Below are 17,057 nucleotides of genomic sequence, written 5' to 3'. Positions count from 1 at the left end.
CGACAGCGGAGCACGACGACGAGGGCCGCTGGCTGCTCAACGCCCCGGGCAGATACTAAGGGGCGCCCCCGGGGGACCGCGCGCACGAGGGGGTCAGCGGGCTTGTGTCGAAACGGGACGAGCTGGGTAGTCACCATCCGCACGCGGCCGTGGCCGGGTGGGTCCCGTGCGCCGCGACGACCGGCGGGGACGGGGATGACCAGGGAACGCGCAGCGCGGGTCGCGGGCCGCGGGGGAGATGGGGGAGCATGACTGTGCCGGACACCAGGGCGGACGTGGAGCTGCGGCTGCCCGCCGAGTTCGCGAACCTGCCGGTGGTGCGCGGGGTGGCGGCGGTGGTCGCCATGGGCGCCGACCTGACCGTGGACGAGATCGCGGACCTGCGGCTGGCGGTGGACGAGGTCTGCTCGCAGGTGATCGCCCTCGCCCGGCCCGGCGCCCAGCTCACCTGCACCTTCCAGCGCACCCCCGACGGGATCAGGGTGCGGGCGGCGGCGCCGTCGAAGACCGGGCGGCTGCCCTCCACCGATTCCTTCGGCTGGCACGTGCTCAAGACGCTCACCGACGAGGCGACGGCCTGGCTCGGCGCCGACGGCACGCGGGAGACCCACGTCGAAGTGTTGAAGCGCCGCGCGCGATAACACCGAATCGGACGTACCCGTCGTGACCAATCGGCGCGGGTTGACTACGCCGCGTTGTGCGACACCGGTCACGTGCCTAGAGTCGGGTCTCCACCTGGCTCAAGGAGGCGCTGGTGACCCGGTTCCGCAGGCGCACCATGCTCGCCCTGCTGGTGGCGGCCCCGACCCTGACGGTGGCGGGTGAGCTGCTGTCGGCCTCGCCCGACGCCGAGGCGGCGATCCCCTCGCTGCCCGAGCCCGCCGAGATCCTCGACCTCGGTGACGTGCTGATCCTGGCCGGGACCCCCACCGCCCACATGCTCGTGCTGCGCGTCGACCTCGACGGCACCGCGACCCTGCGCCTGCCGCGCGCCGAGGTGGGCCAGGGGATCACCACCGCGGCGGCGATGCTGGTGGCCGAGGAACTGGACCTGCCGCTGGCGCGGGTGCGGGTCGAGCTCGACGACGCCCGGCCCGAGCTGCTGTTCAACCAGCTCACCGGCAGCTCCAACACGATCCGCTCGGTCTACGGCCCGATCCGCCAGGTCGCGGCGAACGCGCGCGCCCGGCTCGTGGCCGCGGCCGCGGCCCGGCTGCGCACCGGGTCGCTGAGCACCCGCGACGGCGAGGTGGTGGCCGCCGACGGGCGCCGGGTCGGCTACGGCGAGCTGGCCGCGGCCGCCGCCGAGCCGTCGCTGGTCATCGGCATCGCCACCCCCAAGCGCGAGCGCGACTTCCGCGTGGTGGGCACGCCGACGTCCCGGGTGGACGCGCGGGCCATGGTCACCGGCCAGCAGAAGTACACCTTGGACATCCAGGTGCCCGGCGCGCTGCCGACGATGGTGCGCAGGCCCCCGACGATCAACGGCACCGTGCGCGCGGTGCGCAACGAGGCCGCCGTGCGGGCCATGCCCGGTGTGGTCGACGTCGCCGTGGTGCCCACCGGGGTCGCCGTGCTGGCCGAGACGTTCGGCCAGGCGCTCGACGCCAAGGAGGCGCTGGAGGTCGACTGGGGCCCCGGCACGGTTGACGCGGAGTCCGACAGCACGATCCGCGCCAAGCTGCGCGCGGCGGCCCCCGGCTTCGGCGGGCCGCCCCTGCTTGGCAAGGCGGTCGACGCCGAGTTCGACTTCGCCTTCGTCAGCCACGCGCCGATGGAGACCAACTCCGCCATCGCCGACGTCCGCGCCGACCGGGCCGAGGTGTGGTCGGCGCTGAAGTCCCCGATCCAGGTCAAGCAGCAGGTCGCCGAGGCCGTCGGTCTGCCGGCCGACAAGGTCGTGGTGCACGTGGTGCAGGGCGGCGGCTCGTTCGGCCGCAGGCTCTTTGGCGACGCCGCGGTGGAGGCAGCCAGGATCTCCAAGGCGGCCGGGCGGCCGGTGAAGCTGATGTGGTCGCGCATCGACGACATGCGCCACGGCCGGGCCCGCGCGGCCAGCCACCACAAGCTGCGCGCGGTGCACGCCCTGGGCGCCGTGGTGAGCATCGAGCACCGGGTGGCCAGCGTGGAGACCGACTTCGGGCACGGCGTCGGCGACGCGATCACCGCCGAGGCGGCGCAGCTGCCGGTGGCGGGCAACCTGACCTTCGCCAACGTCGTCTTCCTCACCACGGTGAAGTCGCCCTACAACCTAGGGGTCACCACCCGCACCCTCACCGAGGTGCCGCTGGGCTTCCACACCGGCAGCTGGCGGTCGGTGTACTCGGCCAGCGCCCGCGGCGCGGAGGAGGTCGTCGTCGACGAGATCGCGAGGGCGCTCGGCCGCGACCCGGTCGCGCTGCGCCGGGAGCTGCTCAAGTCCGACCGGCAGCGCGCGGTGCTGGCCAAGGCCGCCGCCGAGGGCCAGTGGGGCCGGGCGCTGCCCGCCGGGTTCGCCCAGGGCATCGGCTTCCACGACGAGTACAAGTCCTGCACCGCCTACCTGGTGGAGGTCGACGCGCGCGACCCGCGGGCGCCCCGGGTGGTGCGCGCGACGATCGCGGTGGACGTGGGGCGGGCGGTCAACCCGCGCGGCCTGGAGTCGCAGATGCTCGGCGGGCTCACCGACGGCATCTCCACGGTGCTGCGCGCGGGCCTGCACATCGACCGCGGGCTGCCGCTGGAGGGCAGCTACTCGCAGTTCCACTACGCCAGGCAGAAGGACTCCCCCACCGACGTCCGGGTGTTCGTCCTGCCCGGCACCGGCGACCCCGGCGGCGCGGGCGAGCTGGGCGTGCCCGCCGCCGTGGGCGCCATCGCCAACGCCTACGCCAGGGCGACCGGAACCAGGCCGCGCAGCTTCCCGATCAACTTCCCCGTCGACTTCGAGCCCTTCCCGAGGTGACCCGCATGCCCCAGCACAGCTTCACCGTCAACGGCAGGCCCGTCGTGGTCGAGGCGCCCGACGACCTGCCGACCCTGTGGGCGCTGCGGGACAAGCTCGGCGTCACCGGGCCCAAGTACGGCTGCGGCATCAACGTCTGCAAGGCGTGCACCAGCCACCTCGACGGCGCCGCGTTCAACCCGTGCGTCACCCCGGTGGCCGAGGTCGCGGGCCGGTCGGTGACCACCATCGAGGGCCTGGCCGACGGCGACGTGCTGCACCCGGTGCAGCAGGCCTGGCTGGAGCAGGACGTGGCCCAGTGCGGGTACTGCCAGCCGGGGCAGATCATGGCCGCCGTCGCGCTGCTGCGCCGCACCGCCGAACCCACCGACGCCGACATCGACGCCATCGAGAACGTGTGCCGGTGCGGGTCCTACTTCCGGGTGCGGCAGGCCATCAAGCGGGCGGCCGAGTTGATGAAGGGCCGCTGAGCTGATGCGGGGCCGCTGAGCCCCGCGCCCCCACCGTGACCCAGTGCACAGGGCGAGCACCCCGGTGGGGTGCACGCCCCCCGGCCGGTGATGCGAAGATCGGGCCGTGGGCACCCTGATGGCGATCAGCGATCTGCACATCTCCTACGAGGAGAACCGCGAGATCGTGCGCGGACTGCGACCGGACTCCCCCGACGACTGGCTGATCGTCGCCGGGGACGTCGCGGAGACCACCACCGACGTGCGCTGGGCGCTGGGGCTGCTGGCCGAGCGGTTCGCGAAGGTCATCTGGGTGCCGGGCAACCACGAGCTGTGGACGATGAAGGACGACCCGGTGCAGGCCAGGGGCGTCGCGCGGTACGAGGCGCTGGTCGCGCTGTGCCGGGAGCTGGGCGTGGTCACCCCCGAGGACGAGTACCCGGTGTGGGAGGGCGACGGCGGCCCGGTGCGGATCACCCCGCTGTTCATCGGCTACGACTACACCTTCCGCGCGCCGGGCACCGCCACCAAGGAGGAGTCGCTGGCCTACGCGCACAAGACCGGTGTCGTCTGCACCGACGAGTACTACCTGCACCCCGACCCGCACCCCGGCCGCGACGACTGGTGCCGCGAGCGGGTGGCGATCACCCGGGAGCGGCTGGACGCCTGCGACCCCTCGGTGCCGTTCCTGTTCGTCAACCACTACCCGCTCGTCCGCGACCCCACGCGCGTGCTGCACTACCCCGAGTTCGCGCAGTGGTGCGGCACCGAGCTGACCGCCGACTGGCACACCCGCTACCCCACGGCCGGGATGGTCTACGGGCACCTGCACATCCCCCGCATCACCCACCACGACGGCGTGAAGTTCCAGGAGGTCTCGCTGGGCTACCCGCGCGAGTGGAAGCGGCACGGGAACCCGCACGGCCTGCTCCGGCGGATACTTCCCACCCCGGAGCGGGTGTGAACGCGGTCTGACCTGCGCCGACGCCGCGAGCCCCGCCATGTATGCCGCTAGTGCTATGACCAGTTGAGATAGCTCTCGTGTGATCTGCACCGCCATGCTGTACCCACAGCGGCGGACCGGCCCGGCGGGCCAGACAGGGGTCCGGGACCCGACCGGTCGCCTTCGCGAGAGGTGGCGCGCCATGACCGCGGCGGAGTTGTCCCAGTCCACGACCCCGGCCGGGGGCCTCGACCTCGGCGCCTACCGGCGCGGCCTCGGCTGGCCCGCCGACGGCGACGAGCACGGGGTCTACCTCGACCTGTCCGGCGACCACGTCACCGGCCTGCGGGTGGCCGCGGGCCTGGGCGCGGAGGTGCAGTGGTGGCTGCGGCTGCGCATGCTGGCGGGGCCGGTGCTGGCCACCCCCGGCTCGCGCACCGACTGGACCTTCCTCGTCCAGCCCTTCCCCGAGGGCTCGCGCCGCCCGCTGCCGCTGGCCGTCGAGGCGGTCACCACCCTGGTCATGCTCCCCACCGCGACCACCCCGCACGAGGTCGCGCACTGGGCCACCGCCCCGGACCCGGCCAACCCCACCCTCCCCCAGGCCAGCTCCGTCATCGGCGCCGTGCGCAGCGTCCTCCACGGGAACCGGTTCTAGAACCCTCCCGCCGCCCACCCCCTCGTCCCCGCCCGGCACCGTCCCCGAGCCGGTCGCACGGCCGCCGGGACACCAGGTGGCAGCTCGGGTGAACAGCCCGCGGGGCGGGGTGAGCGGGTCCCGTCGCGCGTGCTGGGGGGCGGGGTCTGGCACCATCGGGAGCACCATGACGCTCTCCGCGCGGATCCCCGCCTCCCCCGACCCCGACGCGCTGTTCGACGCCTTCGAGACCTGGGCGGGGGACCAGGGCCTGAGCCTGTACCCGGCGCAGGAGGAGGCGGTCATGGAGATCGTCTCGGGGGCCAACGTCATCCTCAACACCCCCACCGGGTCGGGCAAGTCGCTGGTTGCGACCGGGGCGCACTTCACCGCGCTGGCGCAGGGCAAGCGCACCTTCTACACCGCGCCGATCAAGGCGCTGGTGTCGGAGAAGTTCTTCGCGCTCATCGACACCTTCGGCGCGGAGAACGTCGGCATGGTCACCGGTGACTCCAGCGTCAACGGCACCGCGCCGATCATCTGCTGCACCGCGGAGATCCTGGCCAACATCGCGCTGCGCGACGGCGACCGCGCCGACGTCGGCCAGGTGGTGATGGACGAGTTCCACTTCTACGCCGACCCCGACCGCGGCTGGGCCTGGCAGGTGCCGATCATCGAGCTGCCGCAGGCGCAGTTCGTGCTCATGTCGGCCACCCTGGGCGACGTCTCCCGGTTCGAGACCGACCTGACCCGGCGCACCGGGCGGCCGACGGCGGTGGTGACCTCGGTGGAGCGGCCGGTGCCGCTGTTCTACTCGTTCGGCATGAGCCCGCTGACCGAGGCGCTGGAGGAGCTGCTCACCACCAACCAGTCACCGGTCTACGTCGTGCACTTCACCCAGGCCGCGGCCCTGGAGCGGGCGCAGGCGCTGATGAGCGTCAACGTGTGCTCCCGGGAGGAGAAGGACCGGATCGCCGCGCTCATCGGTGGTTTCCGGTTCTCCTCCGGGTTCGGCAAGACGCTGTCGCGGTTGGTGCGCCACGGCATCGGCGTGCACCACGCGGGCATGCTGCCCAAGTACCGGCGGCTGGTGGAGCGGCTGGCCCAGGCCGGGCTGATGAAGATCGTCTGCGGCACCGACACCCTGGGCGTGGGCATCAACGTGCCGATCCGCACCGTGGTGTTCACCTCGCTGTCGAAGTACGACGGCACCAGGACCCGGCTGCTCAAGGCCCGCGAGTTCCACCAGATCGCCGGGCGCGCGGGCCGGGCGGGCTACGACACCCTGGGCACCGTGCTGGTGCAGGCGCCCGAGCACGTCATCGAGAACGAGAAGTCGCTGGCCAAGATCGGCGACGACCCGAAGAAGCGGCGCAAGTTCGTGCGCAAGAAGCCGCCGGAGGGCATGGTCTCCTGGGGCCTGCCGACCTTCGAGCGGCTGGTGGCCGCCGAGCCGGAGCCGCTGACCTCCAGCTTCAAGGTCACCCACTCGATGCTGCTCAACGTCATCAACCGCCCCGGCGACGCGTTCGCGGCCATGCGCCACCTGCTGGAGGACAACCACGAGGACCGGCCCGCCCAGCGCAAGCACATCCTGCGGGCCATCGCGATCTACCGGGGCCTGCGCGAGGCGGGCGTGGTCGAGCAGCTCGACGAACCCGACGAGCAGGGCCGCCGGGTCCGGCTGACCGTCGACCTCCAGCTCGACTTCGCCCTCAACCAGCCGCTGTCGCCGTTCGCGCTGGCCGCCTTCGAGCTGCTCGACCCCGAGTCGCCCAGCTACGCCCTGGACGTGGTGTCGGTGGTGGAGTCGACCCTCGACGACCCGCGCCAGGTGCTCTCCGCCCAGCAGCACAAGGCCCGCGGCGAGGCCGTGGCGGCGATGAAGTCCGAGGGCATCGAGTACGACCAGCGCATGGAGCTGCTGGAGGAGGTCAAGCACCCGCGCCCGCTGGCCGAGCTGCTGTCGGCGGCGTTCGAGACCTACCGGCGCGGGCACCCGTGGGTGGGCGACAGCCACCTGTCCCCCAAGTCGGTCGTGCGGGACATGTACGAGCGGGCGATGACCTTCGCGGAGTTCACCTCCTTCTACGGCCTGGCCCGCTCGGAGGGCCTGGTGCTGCGCTACCTGGCCGACGCCTACCGCGCGGTGCGCCAGACGGTGCCCGACGACATCAAGACCGAGGAGCTGACCGACCTGGTGGAGTGGCTGGGCGAGCTGGTCCGCCAGGTCGACTCCAGCCTGCTCGACGAGTGGGAGAAGCTGAGCAACCCCGCCGCGGGCGACCCCGAGGACCTGGCCGAGCCGGTCGACGACACCCCGCCCGCGATCACCACCAACCCCCGGGCGTTCCGCGTGCTGGTGCGCAACGCCCTGTTCCACCGGGTGCAGCTGTGCGCGCGCCGGGACTGGGACGCCCTGGGCGCCCTCGACGGCGACACCGGGTGGGACGCCGAGGCGTGGGCCGACGCGGTGCTGCCCTACTTCGACCAGCACGCCCAGATCGGGGTCGGCCCGGACGCGCGCGGCCCGGCGCTGCTGACCATCGAGCAGGAGCCCGAGCGCTGGCTGGTCCGGCAGGTCTTCGACGACCCGGCGGGCGACCACGACTGGGGCTTCACCGCCGAGGTCGACCTGGCCGCCTCGGACGAGGCGGGCACCGCCGTCCTGCACATCACCGCCGCGGGCGAGCTGTAGCCCGGTGGCGGTCGGGGACGGCGACCGGGTCACCCGGTGCGCGCAGGGCCACCTGCACTGGGGCCGCTACGGCGCGGCGGGGGTGCTGCCCGTGCGCGACGGGCACGTGCTGCTGCAACAGCGGGCGCGCTGGACCCCGGGCGGGGGCACGTGGGGCACCTTCGGCGGGGCCCGCGACAGCCACGAGAGCGCGGTCGAGGCGGCGCTGCGCGAGGTCGGGGAGGAGAGCACGCTCGACCCCGGCCTGCTGCGCCCGTTCGGTGAGCGCGTCGTCGACCACGGCGGCTGGAGCTACACCACGGTGCTGGCGGTGGCGGCGGCGATGCCCGAGGTGCGGCCGGGCAACTCCGAGACGCGCGCCGCGGCGTGGGTCCCGCTCGACGGCGTGCCCCGGCTTACCCTGTTCCCACCGTTCGCTGCGACCTGGCCGGAACTGGTGACCCTCTTGGCAGAACCCACGCTCGTCGTCGACTGCGCCAACGTCATGGGCTCCCGGCCCGACGGCTGGTGGCGCGACCGGCCCGGCGCCGCCACCCGCCTGCGCGACGGCCTCGCGGAGGTCGTGCGGGCGGGCGTGCCCGACTTCGCGGGCCTCGACCGCGCGTACCCGCGCGCCGTGCTGGTGGTGGAGGGGCAGGCCAAGGGCATCGGGTCGGTCGAGGGCGTCGTGGTCGTGGACTCCCCTGGCGAGGGCGACGACGAGATCGTGGCGCAGGCCGAGGCGAACGCGCCCTGCTGGGTGGTCACCGCCGACCGGGGGCTCAAAGCGCGCTGCCAGGACGTCGGCGCGCAGATCCTCGGCCCCCGCTGGCTGCTCGACCGGCTCCCCTAGCCCTCGCGCAGGCCTGCGCACGCGACGCGGGCCCCTGCCGTGCCCGCGTGCCCGGGGTCGGTGTGGGTGTGCTCGGCGTGCAGGACGAGCGACTTCGCCGGGCGGGTGGACAGGCGCCACGGCACGGTGGTGATGCTGACGGCGTTGCCCGCGCGGTCGGTGGTGAAGTCGAGCCACACCTCGTTGCGCGGGTTCGCGTACACCGGGTCCACCGACGGCTGCACGGGGTCGACGCGGTGCTGGGTGTGCGGACCGGCGTCCTCGGGCCGGAGCCCGCACGCCCGCTGGTGCACGTGCGCGCCGTACGCCCGTCCCGGGAGCAGCCCGGTGGCGACCACGACGACCGAAGTCGACTGTCCCCATTCGAACGGGACGGTCATCACGCGGGCGCCCGCGGGCACGGCCGAGCCGTCGTAGACGTACACCGGGGCGAAGTGCGCCGGCGCAGTCCGGGTGGGCACAGTCTGGGCGGGCGCGGGGGAGAACTGCTGCGCGGTAGACAGGAGCAGAGCGAGGGCGGCGCCGAGAACCTGCATGTGCGGATGATTCCCACCGCGCCGGTCCCTCCCAACCGGACACGGCGGGCGTTCACCCCAACGAGCGAACCCGGCGCGTCACTCGGGGCGCGCGGGCGGGATCACGATGACCCGCTGGGGTTCCGGGCGCACCCGCTCGGACTCCACGACGATCGAGTCGACCACCACCGGGCGCCCGGCGCGGGCCCGGGCCCGGCGCAGCACGCGCTCGCGCACCAGGGCGCGGGTGGGCGGCAGCAGCAGGAACAGGGCCACCAGGTCGCTGAGGAAACCGGGCAGGAACACCAGGACGCCCGCGGCGGCCAGCAGCACGCCGTCCACCAGCTCGCGCTCCGGCGGGCGGCGCAGCAGCACCGACTCGCGCAGCGCGGCCACCGTCCTGGTGCCCTCGCGGCGCAGCAGCCAGGCGCCGAGCGCGGTCCCGCCCAGCAGCAACAAGATCGTCGGCAGCAGGCCGATCAGCCCGCCGACGGTCACCAGCACGGCGACCTCGGCGACGGCGGCCAGCAGCACCAGCACAGCGATCGGCACGGCGTTACGCTCCTCGGACGACACCCGACCCGGCGGGATTCGCCGGACACCAGTACAACGGACGGGCGGGCCGAAACGATCCCGACGTCGGGAAATGGCTGGTCACGCCCACAATCACCAGTTCAGGCGACTAGTCAAGACCTCGTGGCCTTCACCACGCGGGCGCAACGCCCTATGCCGATAACGCCGAGTTCACACTATTGTCATGAGAACGCCCGGATGACCCCGGGTTCGACGCTACGCTCGGCACCCGCCCGCCCCCACCGGCACACGGCGGCGGCCGCAGCGCTCGGCTTCGGGCACACCGACGTGCACCTGGCCGCTCCCGCACGATGAGGTGCGCTCCACCGCCCGCGCCCGGGCACCTGACCCCGTCGCCGGGACTTCTCCGACGCGGCACCGGGCCGAGTCGCCGGTGAAGCCGCCCCAGGGCGCCTTCCCCCCGCGACCGGATCCCCGTGCGCGCGCTCCTGACCTTGGGAGGGCCGCTAGCTGTGACGACCCGCCAAGACCACCTGCGCGGTGGTCTGTACGACGAGAACTTCGAGCACGACGCCTGCGGCGTGGCCTTCGTGGCCGACCTCTCCGGCCGCAGAGACCACGCGATCGTCAGCAAGGCCCTCACCGCGCTGCGCAACCTGGAGCACCGCGGCGCCCGCGGCGCCGAGCCGGACACCGGTGACGGCGCGGGCATCCTGATCCAGGTCCCCGACGCCTTCTACCGCGACGTCGTCGACTTCGACCTCCCCGAGGCCGGTGCCTACGCCGTGGGCACCGCCTTCCTGCCCGTCGACGCCGACGCGCGGGCCGAGGTGGTCGCGGTCGTGGAGTCGGTCGTGGCCGAGGAGGGCGGCGTCGTCCTGGGCTGGCGCGAGCTGCCGGTGGTGCCCGAGCACACCGGCGCCACCGCCCGCGCGGTCATGCCGCACTTCGCCCAGCTGTTCCTGGCCGCGGCCGACGGCTGCTCCGGGCTGCCGCTGGAGCGGCTGGCGTTCTGCGTGCGCAAGCGCGCCGAGCACGCCACCACCGCGCACGGGCTCTACTTCGCCTCGCTGTCCTCGCGCACCGTGGTCTACAAGGGAATGCTCACCGAGCCCCAGGTCGAGGCGTTCTTCCCCGACCTGTCCGACGAGCGCGTGACCTCCGCGGTCGGGCTGGTGCACTCCCGGTTCTCCACCAACACCTTCCCGGCCTGGCCGCTGGCGCACCCGTACCGCTACATCGCGCACAACGGCGAGATCAACACCCTGCGCGGCAACCGCAACTGGATGGACGCGCGCGAGTCGATGCTCGCCACCGACCTCATCCCCGGCGACCTGCAGCGGGTGTTCCCGGTCATCGGCCGCTCGGCCAGCGACTCGGCCAGCTTCGACGAGGTGCTGGAGCTGCTGCACCTGGGCGGGCGCAGCCTGCCGCACGCGGTGCTGATGATGATCCCCGAGGCGTGGGAGAACCACACCGAGATGGACCCGGCCCGCCGGGCCTTCTACGAGTTCCACTCCACCCTGATGGAGCCCTGGGACGGCCCCGCGCTGGTCTCGTTCACCGACGGCACCCAGATCGGCGCCGTGCTCGACCGCAACGGCCTGCGCCCGGCCCGCTACTGGGTCACCGAGGACGGCCTGGTCGTGCTGGCCTCCGAGGTCGGCGTGCTGGACATCGACCCGGCCACCATCGTCCGCAAGGGACGGCTGGAGCCGGGCAGGATGTTCCTCGTCGACACCGCCGAGGGCCGGATCGTCGACGACGACGAGATCAAGGGGCAGCTGGCCGCCGAGCACCCCTACGGCGAGTGGGTCGAGGCGGGCATCCTGCCGCTGGAGACCCTGCCCGCGCGCGAGCGCGAGGTGCCCACGCACGCCTCCCTGGTGACCAGGCAGCAGGCCTTCGGCTACACCGAGGAGGAGCTGGGGCTGCTGCTGGAGCCGATGGCGCGCACCGGCGCCGAGCCGATCGGCTCGATGGGCAACGACGCCCCGCTGGCCCCGCTGTCGAGCAGGCAGCGGCCGCTGTTCGACTACTTCTCCCAGCTGTTCGCCCAGGTGACCAACCCGCCGCTGGACGCCATCCGCGAGGAGCTGGTGACCTCGCTGGGCACGCTGATCGGCGCCGAGCCCAACCTGCTCACCGCGGGCGCGGACTCCTGCCGCCGGATCTCGCTGCCGTTCCCGGTGCTCGACAACGACGAGCTGGCCAAGCTGGCGCACGCCAACGACGACGGCGACCTGCCGGAGTTCCAGTCGGTGACCATCCACGGCCGGTTCGACCCGCGCGGCGGCGGCGAGGCGCTGCGCGAGCAGCTGGCCGAGGTGCGCGCCGAGGTGTCCTGGGCGATCAAGCACGGCGCCAGGGTGGTGGTGCTGTCCGACCGCGGCGTCGAGGAGCACCAGGCGCCCATCCCGTCGCTGCTGCTCGTCGGCGCGGTGCACCAGCACCTGGTGCGGGAGAAGACCCGCAGCCAGGTCAGCCTGGTGGTCGAGTCCGGCGACGCCCGCGAGGTGCACCACGTCGCGCTGCTGATCGGCTACGGCGCGTCCGCGGTGAACCCGTACCTGGCCATGGCCACCGTCGAGGACCTGGCCCGCCGCGGCCTGGTGAAGGGCACCGACCCGCACACCGCCGCCCGCAACCTGCTCAAGGCGCTGGGCAAGGGCGTGCGCAAGACGATGTCGAAGATGGGCGTGTCGACCGTGGCCTCCTACCACGGCGCGCAGATCTTCGAGGCGCTCGGCCTGGGCGAGGAGGTCGTCGCCGAGTGCTTCACCGGCACCACCTCCCGCCTCGGCGGCATCGGCTACGACACCATCGCCGAGGAGGTGGCGCAGCGGCACAGCGGCGCCTTCCCCCCGGACGGCGTGCACGCCGCGCACCGCGAGCTGGCCGTGGGCGGGGACTACCAGTGGCGCCGCGAGGGCGAGCCGCACCTGTTCAACCCGCAGACGGTGTTCAAGCTCCAGCACTCCACCCGGGCGGGCCGCTACGAGGTCTTCAAGGAGTACACCCGGCTGGTCGACGACCAGTCGGTGTCGCTGAAGACGCTGCGCGGGCTGTTCGCGTTCAAGGAGGGCGTGCGCCCACCGGTGCCGGTCGAGGAGGTCGAGCCGGTCTCCGAGATCGTCAAGCGGTTCGGCACCGGCGCGATCTCCTACGGGTCCATCTCCAAGGAGATGCACGAGACCCTGGCGATCGCGATGAACCAGCTCGGCGGCAAGTCCAACACCGGCGAGGGCGGCGAGGACCCCGACCGCCTCTACGACCCGCGCCGCCGCTCGGCGGTCAAGCAGGTCGCCTCCGGCCGCTTCGGCGTGACCTCGGAGTACCTGGTCAACGCCGACGACATCCAGATCAAGATGGCCCAGGGCGCCAAGCCGGGCGAGGGCGGGCAGCTGCCCGGCCAGAAGGTGCACCCGTGGATCGCCCGCACCCGCCACTCCACCCCGGGCGTCGGGCTGATCTCCCCGCCGCCGCACCACGACATCTACTCCATCGAGGACCTCGCCCAGCTCATCCACGACCTCAAGAACGCCAACCCGGCCGCCCGCATCCACGTGAAGCTGGTCTCCGAGGTCGGCGTCGGCACGGTCGCGGCGGGGGTGTCCAAGGCGCACGCCGACGTGGTGCTCATCTCCGGGCACGACGGCGGCACCGGCGCCTCGCCGCTGTCGTCGATCAAGCACGCGGGCGGGCCGTGGGAGCTTGGCCTGGCCGAGACCCAGCAGACCCTGCTGGCCAACCGGCTGCGCGACCGGATCGTGGTGCAGACCGACGGGCAGCTCAAGACCGGCCGCGACGTGGTGGTCGCGGCGCTGCTGGGCGCCGAGGAGTTCGGCTTCGCCACCGCCCCGCTGGTGGTGTCGGGCTGCGTGATGATGCGCGTGTGCCACCTCGACACCTGCCCGGTGGGCGTGGCGACGCAGAACCCGGCGCTGCGGGCGAAGTTCTCCGGCAAGCCGGAGTTCGTGGTCAACTTCTTCGAGTTCATCGCCCAGGAGGTGCGCGAGTACCTGGCCGCGCTGGGCTTCCGGTCGATCGCCGAGGCGGTCGGGCACGCCGAGGTGCTCGACACCCGCGCCGCGGTGGACCACTGGAAGGCTTCCGGCCTGGACCTCTCGCCGATCTTCCACGTGCCGCCGCTGGAGCCGCGCGCGGCCCGCCACCGGGTCGTCGCCCAGGACCACGGGCTGGACAAGGCGCTGGACAACACGCTGATCCAGCTGGCCGAGGGCGCGCTGAGCTCCGGCGACAAGGTGCGCCTGGAACTGCCGGTGCGCAACGTCAACCGGACCGTGGGCACCATGCTGGGCTCGGAGCTGACCCGGCGCTGGGGCGGCGAGGGCCTGCCCGACGACACCATCGACATCACCTTCACCGGCACCGCGGGCCAGTCCTTCGGCGCGTTCGTGCCCAAGGGGATCACGCTGCGGCTGGTCGGCGACGGCAACGACTACGTCGGCAAGGGCCTGTCCGGCGGGCGGATCGTGGTGCGCCCGCAGCCCTCGGCGCAGTTCGCCGCCGAGCAGCACGTCATCGCGGGCAACGTCATCGCCTACGGCGCGACCTCGGGCGAGGTGTTCCTGCGCGGCAAGGTCGGGGAGCGGTTCTGCGTGCGCAACTCCGGCGCGCTGGCCGTCGTCGAGGGCATCGGCGACCACGGCTGCGAGTACATGACCGGCGGCCGGGTCGTGGTGCTGGGCCCCACCGGGCGCAACTTCGCGGCGGGCATGTCCGGCGGCATCGCCTACGTGCTCGACCTCAACCGGGCCAGGGTCAACCCCGAGATGGTCGACCTGGACCCGCTCGACGCCGAGGACGACGCGTTCCTGCGCGAGGCGGTGTCCAAGCACCTGGCCGAGACCGACTCGGCGGTGGCGCGCGCGCTGCTGGCCGACTGGGACAGCGCGCTGGGCCGGTTCAGCAAGGTCATGCCCAAGGACTACAAGCGCGTGCTGGCCGCCAGCGCCGCGGCCGAGGCCGAGGGCCGCGACATCGACCAGGCGATCATGGAGGCCGCACATGGCTGAGAGCACGTGCGCCCCCACCCCCACCCGGCCCCGCCCCCTGGGCGCGGCCCCGGCCCAGGAGGTGCTCCGTGGCTGACCCGAAGGGTTTCCTGACCACCCGGCGCGAGACGCCCACCAGCCGCCCGGTGTTCCTGCGCCTGCAGGACTGGCGCGAGGTCTACGCCCAGGAGTCGGTGGCCGAGTTCACCGCGGGCGGCAAGGGCGCCGAGCAGGCGGGCCGCTGCATGGACTGCGGCATCCCGTTCTGCCACAACGGCTGCCCGCTGGGGAACCTGATCCCCGAGTGGAACACCCTGGTGTGGCGCCAGGACTGGAAGGTCGCCAGCGAGCGGCTGCACGCGACCAACAACTTCCCGGAGTTCACCGGGACGCTGTGCCCGGCGCCGTGCGAGGCGGCGTGCGTGCTCGGGATCAACGACGACCCGGTCACGATCAAGCGGGTGGAGATCTCCATCGTCGACCGCGCCTGGGACGAGGGCTGGGTGACCCCGCAGCCGCCCGCGACCAGGACCGGCAAGCGGGTCGCGGTCGTCGGCTCCGGCCCGGCGGGCCTGGCCGCGGCCCAGCAGCTGACCCGCGCGGGCCACGACGTCGTGGTCTACGAGCGGGCCGACGCCGTCGGCGGGCTGCTGCGCTACGGCATCCCCGAGTTCAAGATGGAGAAGTTCCGCCTCGACCGGCGCCTGGCGCAGATGCGCGCCGAGGGCACCGAGTTCACCACCGGGGTCGACATCGGCGTCGACATCACCGCCGAGCAGCTGCGCGCCGACCACGACGCGGTGGTCCTGGCCGGTGGCGCGACCCAGTGGCGCGACCTGCCCATCCCCGGCCGCGAGCTGGGCGGGGTGCACCAGGCGATGGAGTTCCTGCCGCTGGCCAACCGGGTCGCGGCGGGCTCGCTGGCCGAGCCCGCCATCTCCGCGGCGGGCAAGCACGTGGTGGTCATCGGCGGCGGCGACACCGGCGCGGACTGCGTCGGCACCTCCCACCGCCAGGGCGCGGCCTCGGTCACCCAGCTGGAGATCATGCCCCGCCCCGCCGACGCCCGCACCGACGCCTTCCCGTGGCCCACCTACCCGATGCTCTACCGGGTGTCCTCGGCCCACGAGGAGGGCGGCGAGCGCGTCTACGCCGTCTCCACCACCGAGTTCCTGGGCGACGAGCACGGCAACGTCCGCGCCCTGCGCCTGGCCGAGGTGGAGAACGTCGACGGCCGCTTCACCCCGGTCCCCGGCTCCGAGCGCGAGATCCCCGCCCAGCTCGTCACCCTCGCCATGGGCTTCACCGGCCCGGAGAAGGGCGCCCTGCTCACCGACCTCGGCGTCGACCTCGACCAGCGCGGCAACGTCGCCCGCGGCCCCGATTACCAGACCACCGTCCCCGGCGTCTTCACCGCGGGCGACATGGGCCGCGGCCAGTCCCTCATCGTCTGGGCCATCGCCGAGGGCCGCTCCGCCGCGGCGGGCGTCGACGCCTACCTCACCGGCCGCACCGTCCTCCCCCGCCCCATCGACCCCACCGACCGCCCCCTCACCTGAGCCGCACCCCCCAGCAACGGCCCCGCGACCAACGACGTTCGCGGGGCCGTCCCTTTCCCTCCCCAACCCCTCTCCCCCTCCCTGGCACAACGCAATCCCCCTCGCAGCAGGCGCCCCGGCTACGCAGATGCTCGATGGGGTGGTTGTGCTTGGTCGGGGAGGCGATCATGTGCTACCCAACGGGACGGGCGGGCGTCTTTTCAGCCCGCCCCCAAACTCCCGGATGCTCCCCAACGCAGCAACAGCCCGCCATCCACACTTGGGATGACGGGCTGTCGACAAGACCGCGCACCGCGCGGGACACTGCGCCCCGTGGCCGACGACCTGACCGACGAGGACTTCGCGTTCCTCCGGTTCACCGACTTCGGGCAGCTGCCGCCGCGGGTGCTGCCGCACGAGCTGGTCGCCCTGCGGGAGACCGAGCACGCCCCGGACTACGCCGACCTGGCCTACGACGCCCGGGACCGGGCCGAGGGCTGATCCCGCGCCGCCTCCAGGCGGGTGAGGAAGGCGGTGACCTGCGCCTGCAGGTCCACGATCTGCTCGACGGTGCTGCCGGTGGCCTCGACGATGGCGGCGGGCATGCGCTGCACGCCCGACCGCAGGGCCTCGCCCTGGTCGGTGAGCGAGACGACCACGCTGCGCTCGTCCTCCTGGCTGCGCTCGCGGCGCACCACCCCGCCCGCCTCCATGCGCTTGAGCAGGGGCGAGAGGGTGCCGGAGTCCAGCCGCAGGGTCTCGCCGAGGTCCTTGACCGACAGCGGGCCGCGGTCGAACAGGGCCAGCAGCACGATGTACTGCGGGTAGGTCAGGCCCACCTCGTCCAGCAGCGGTCGGTAGCAGGTCGTCATGGCCCGCGACGCCGAGTACAGGGCGAAGCACAGCTGCTGCTCGAGCAGCCCCGGCGCGCGGTCGGTCATGACAACCT

The 17,057-nt window shown here is 73.2% G+C and carries 13 protein-coding genes; 10 read left to right on the top strand and 3 right to left on the bottom strand.

Annotated elements, in window-relative coordinates:
• Window positions 1-248: 248 nt before the first annotated feature.
• The 7 genes from BJP25_RS05675 to BJP25_RS05645 all read left to right on the top strand — a co-directional run bounded on the left by BJP25_RS05675 (window position 249) and on the right by BJP25_RS05645 (window position 8,503).
• The gene (locus BJP25_RS05675) at window positions 249-641 is read left to right on the top strand and encodes an ATP-binding protein (RefSeq protein WP_075973696.1); all 393 of its coding nucleotides are present in this window, start codon (window positions 249-251) and stop codon (window positions 639-641) included.
• A gap of 137 nt (window positions 642-778) precedes the next feature.
• A complete protein-coding gene (locus BJP25_RS05670; RefSeq protein ID WP_075974106.1) occupies window positions 779-2,944 on the top strand; it encodes a xanthine dehydrogenase family protein molybdopterin-binding subunit in 2,166 nt (721 codons plus the stop codon).
• A gap of 5 nt (window positions 2,945-2,949) precedes the next feature.
• Window positions 2,950-3,414: a (2Fe-2S)-binding protein gene (locus BJP25_RS05665; protein WP_075973695.1), complete on the top strand. Its 465-nt coding sequence runs from the start codon at window positions 2,950-2,952 to the stop codon at window positions 3,412-3,414.
• Window positions 3,415-3,532: 118 nt separating this feature from the next.
• A complete protein-coding gene (locus BJP25_RS05660) occupies window positions 3,533-4,357 on the top strand; it encodes a metallophosphoesterase family protein (RefSeq protein WP_075974105.1) in 825 nt (274 codons plus the stop codon).
• Between the two features lie 181 nt (window positions 4,358-4,538).
• Window positions 4,539-4,994 (top strand): hypothetical protein, encoded by a 456-nt coding sequence (locus BJP25_RS05655; RefSeq protein WP_075973694.1) that lies wholly within the window; start codon window positions 4,539-4,541, stop codon window positions 4,992-4,994.
• A gap of 166 nt (window positions 4,995-5,160) precedes the next feature.
• Complete coding sequence (locus BJP25_RS05650) at window positions 5,161-7,671, top strand: DEAD/DEAH box helicase (protein WP_075973693.1); 2,511 nt, start codon at window positions 5,161-5,163, stop codon at window positions 7,669-7,671.
• A 4-nt stretch (window positions 7,672-7,675) separates the two neighbouring features.
• A complete protein-coding gene (locus BJP25_RS05645) occupies window positions 7,676-8,503 on the top strand; it encodes an NUDIX domain-containing protein (protein ID WP_075973692.1) in 828 nt (275 codons plus the stop codon).
• On the opposite strand, the gene BJP25_RS05640 is transcribed toward BJP25_RS05645, so the two are convergent.
• Window positions 8,500-9,039 (bottom strand): hypothetical protein, encoded by a 540-nt coding sequence (locus BJP25_RS05640; protein ID WP_075973691.1) that lies wholly within the window; start codon window positions 9,037-9,039, stop codon window positions 8,500-8,502. The genes BJP25_RS05645 and BJP25_RS05640 overlap by 4 nt on opposite strands.
• A 78-nt stretch (window positions 9,040-9,117) precedes the next feature.
• The gene (locus tag BJP25_RS05635; protein ID WP_233157922.1) at window positions 9,118-9,570 is read right to left on the bottom strand and encodes an FxsA family protein; all 453 of its coding nucleotides are present in this window, start codon (window positions 9,568-9,570) and stop codon (window positions 9,118-9,120) included.
• Window positions 9,571-10,064: 494 nt separating this feature from the next.
• On the opposite strand from BJP25_RS05635, the gene gltB reads away from it, so the two are divergent.
• The 3 genes from gltB (at window position 10,065) to BJP25_RS34515 (ending at window position 16,609) form a co-directional block, all read left to right on the top strand.
• Window positions 10,065-14,591 (top strand): glutamate synthase large subunit, encoded by a 4,527-nt coding sequence (gltB, locus tag BJP25_RS05630; RefSeq protein ID WP_075973690.1) that lies wholly within the window; start codon window positions 10,065-10,067, stop codon window positions 14,589-14,591.
• 68 nt (window positions 14,592-14,659) lie between these two features.
• Window positions 14,660-16,129, top strand: a complete 1,470-nt coding sequence (locus tag BJP25_RS05625) for a glutamate synthase subunit beta (protein ID WP_075973689.1) — start codon at window positions 14,660-14,662, stop codon at window positions 16,127-16,129.
• Between the two features lie 312 nt (window positions 16,130-16,441).
• Entirely contained in the window at window positions 16,442-16,609 is a 168-nt protein-coding gene (locus BJP25_RS34515) for a hypothetical protein (RefSeq protein ID WP_198943351.1), read from the top strand.
• Here BJP25_RS34515 and BJP25_RS05620 read toward each other — a convergent pair.
• On the bottom strand, window positions 16,579-17,049 hold the full coding sequence (locus BJP25_RS05620; RefSeq protein ID WP_075973688.1) for a MarR family winged helix-turn-helix transcriptional regulator: 471 nt from the start codon (window positions 17,047-17,049) through the stop codon (window positions 16,579-16,581). The two genes, BJP25_RS34515 and BJP25_RS05620, sit on opposite strands and share 31 nt — an antisense overlap.
• Between the last annotated feature and the right edge of the window lie 8 nt (window positions 17,050-17,057).

The sequence above is a fragment of the Actinokineospora bangkokensis genome, from assembly GCF_001940455.1.
Lineage (GTDB): Bacteria > Actinomycetota > Actinomycetes > Mycobacteriales > Pseudonocardiaceae > Actinokineospora > Actinokineospora bangkokensis.
Note: the sequence above shows the minus strand (reverse complement) of the source record. Positions and strands in the feature narration are given on the sequence as shown.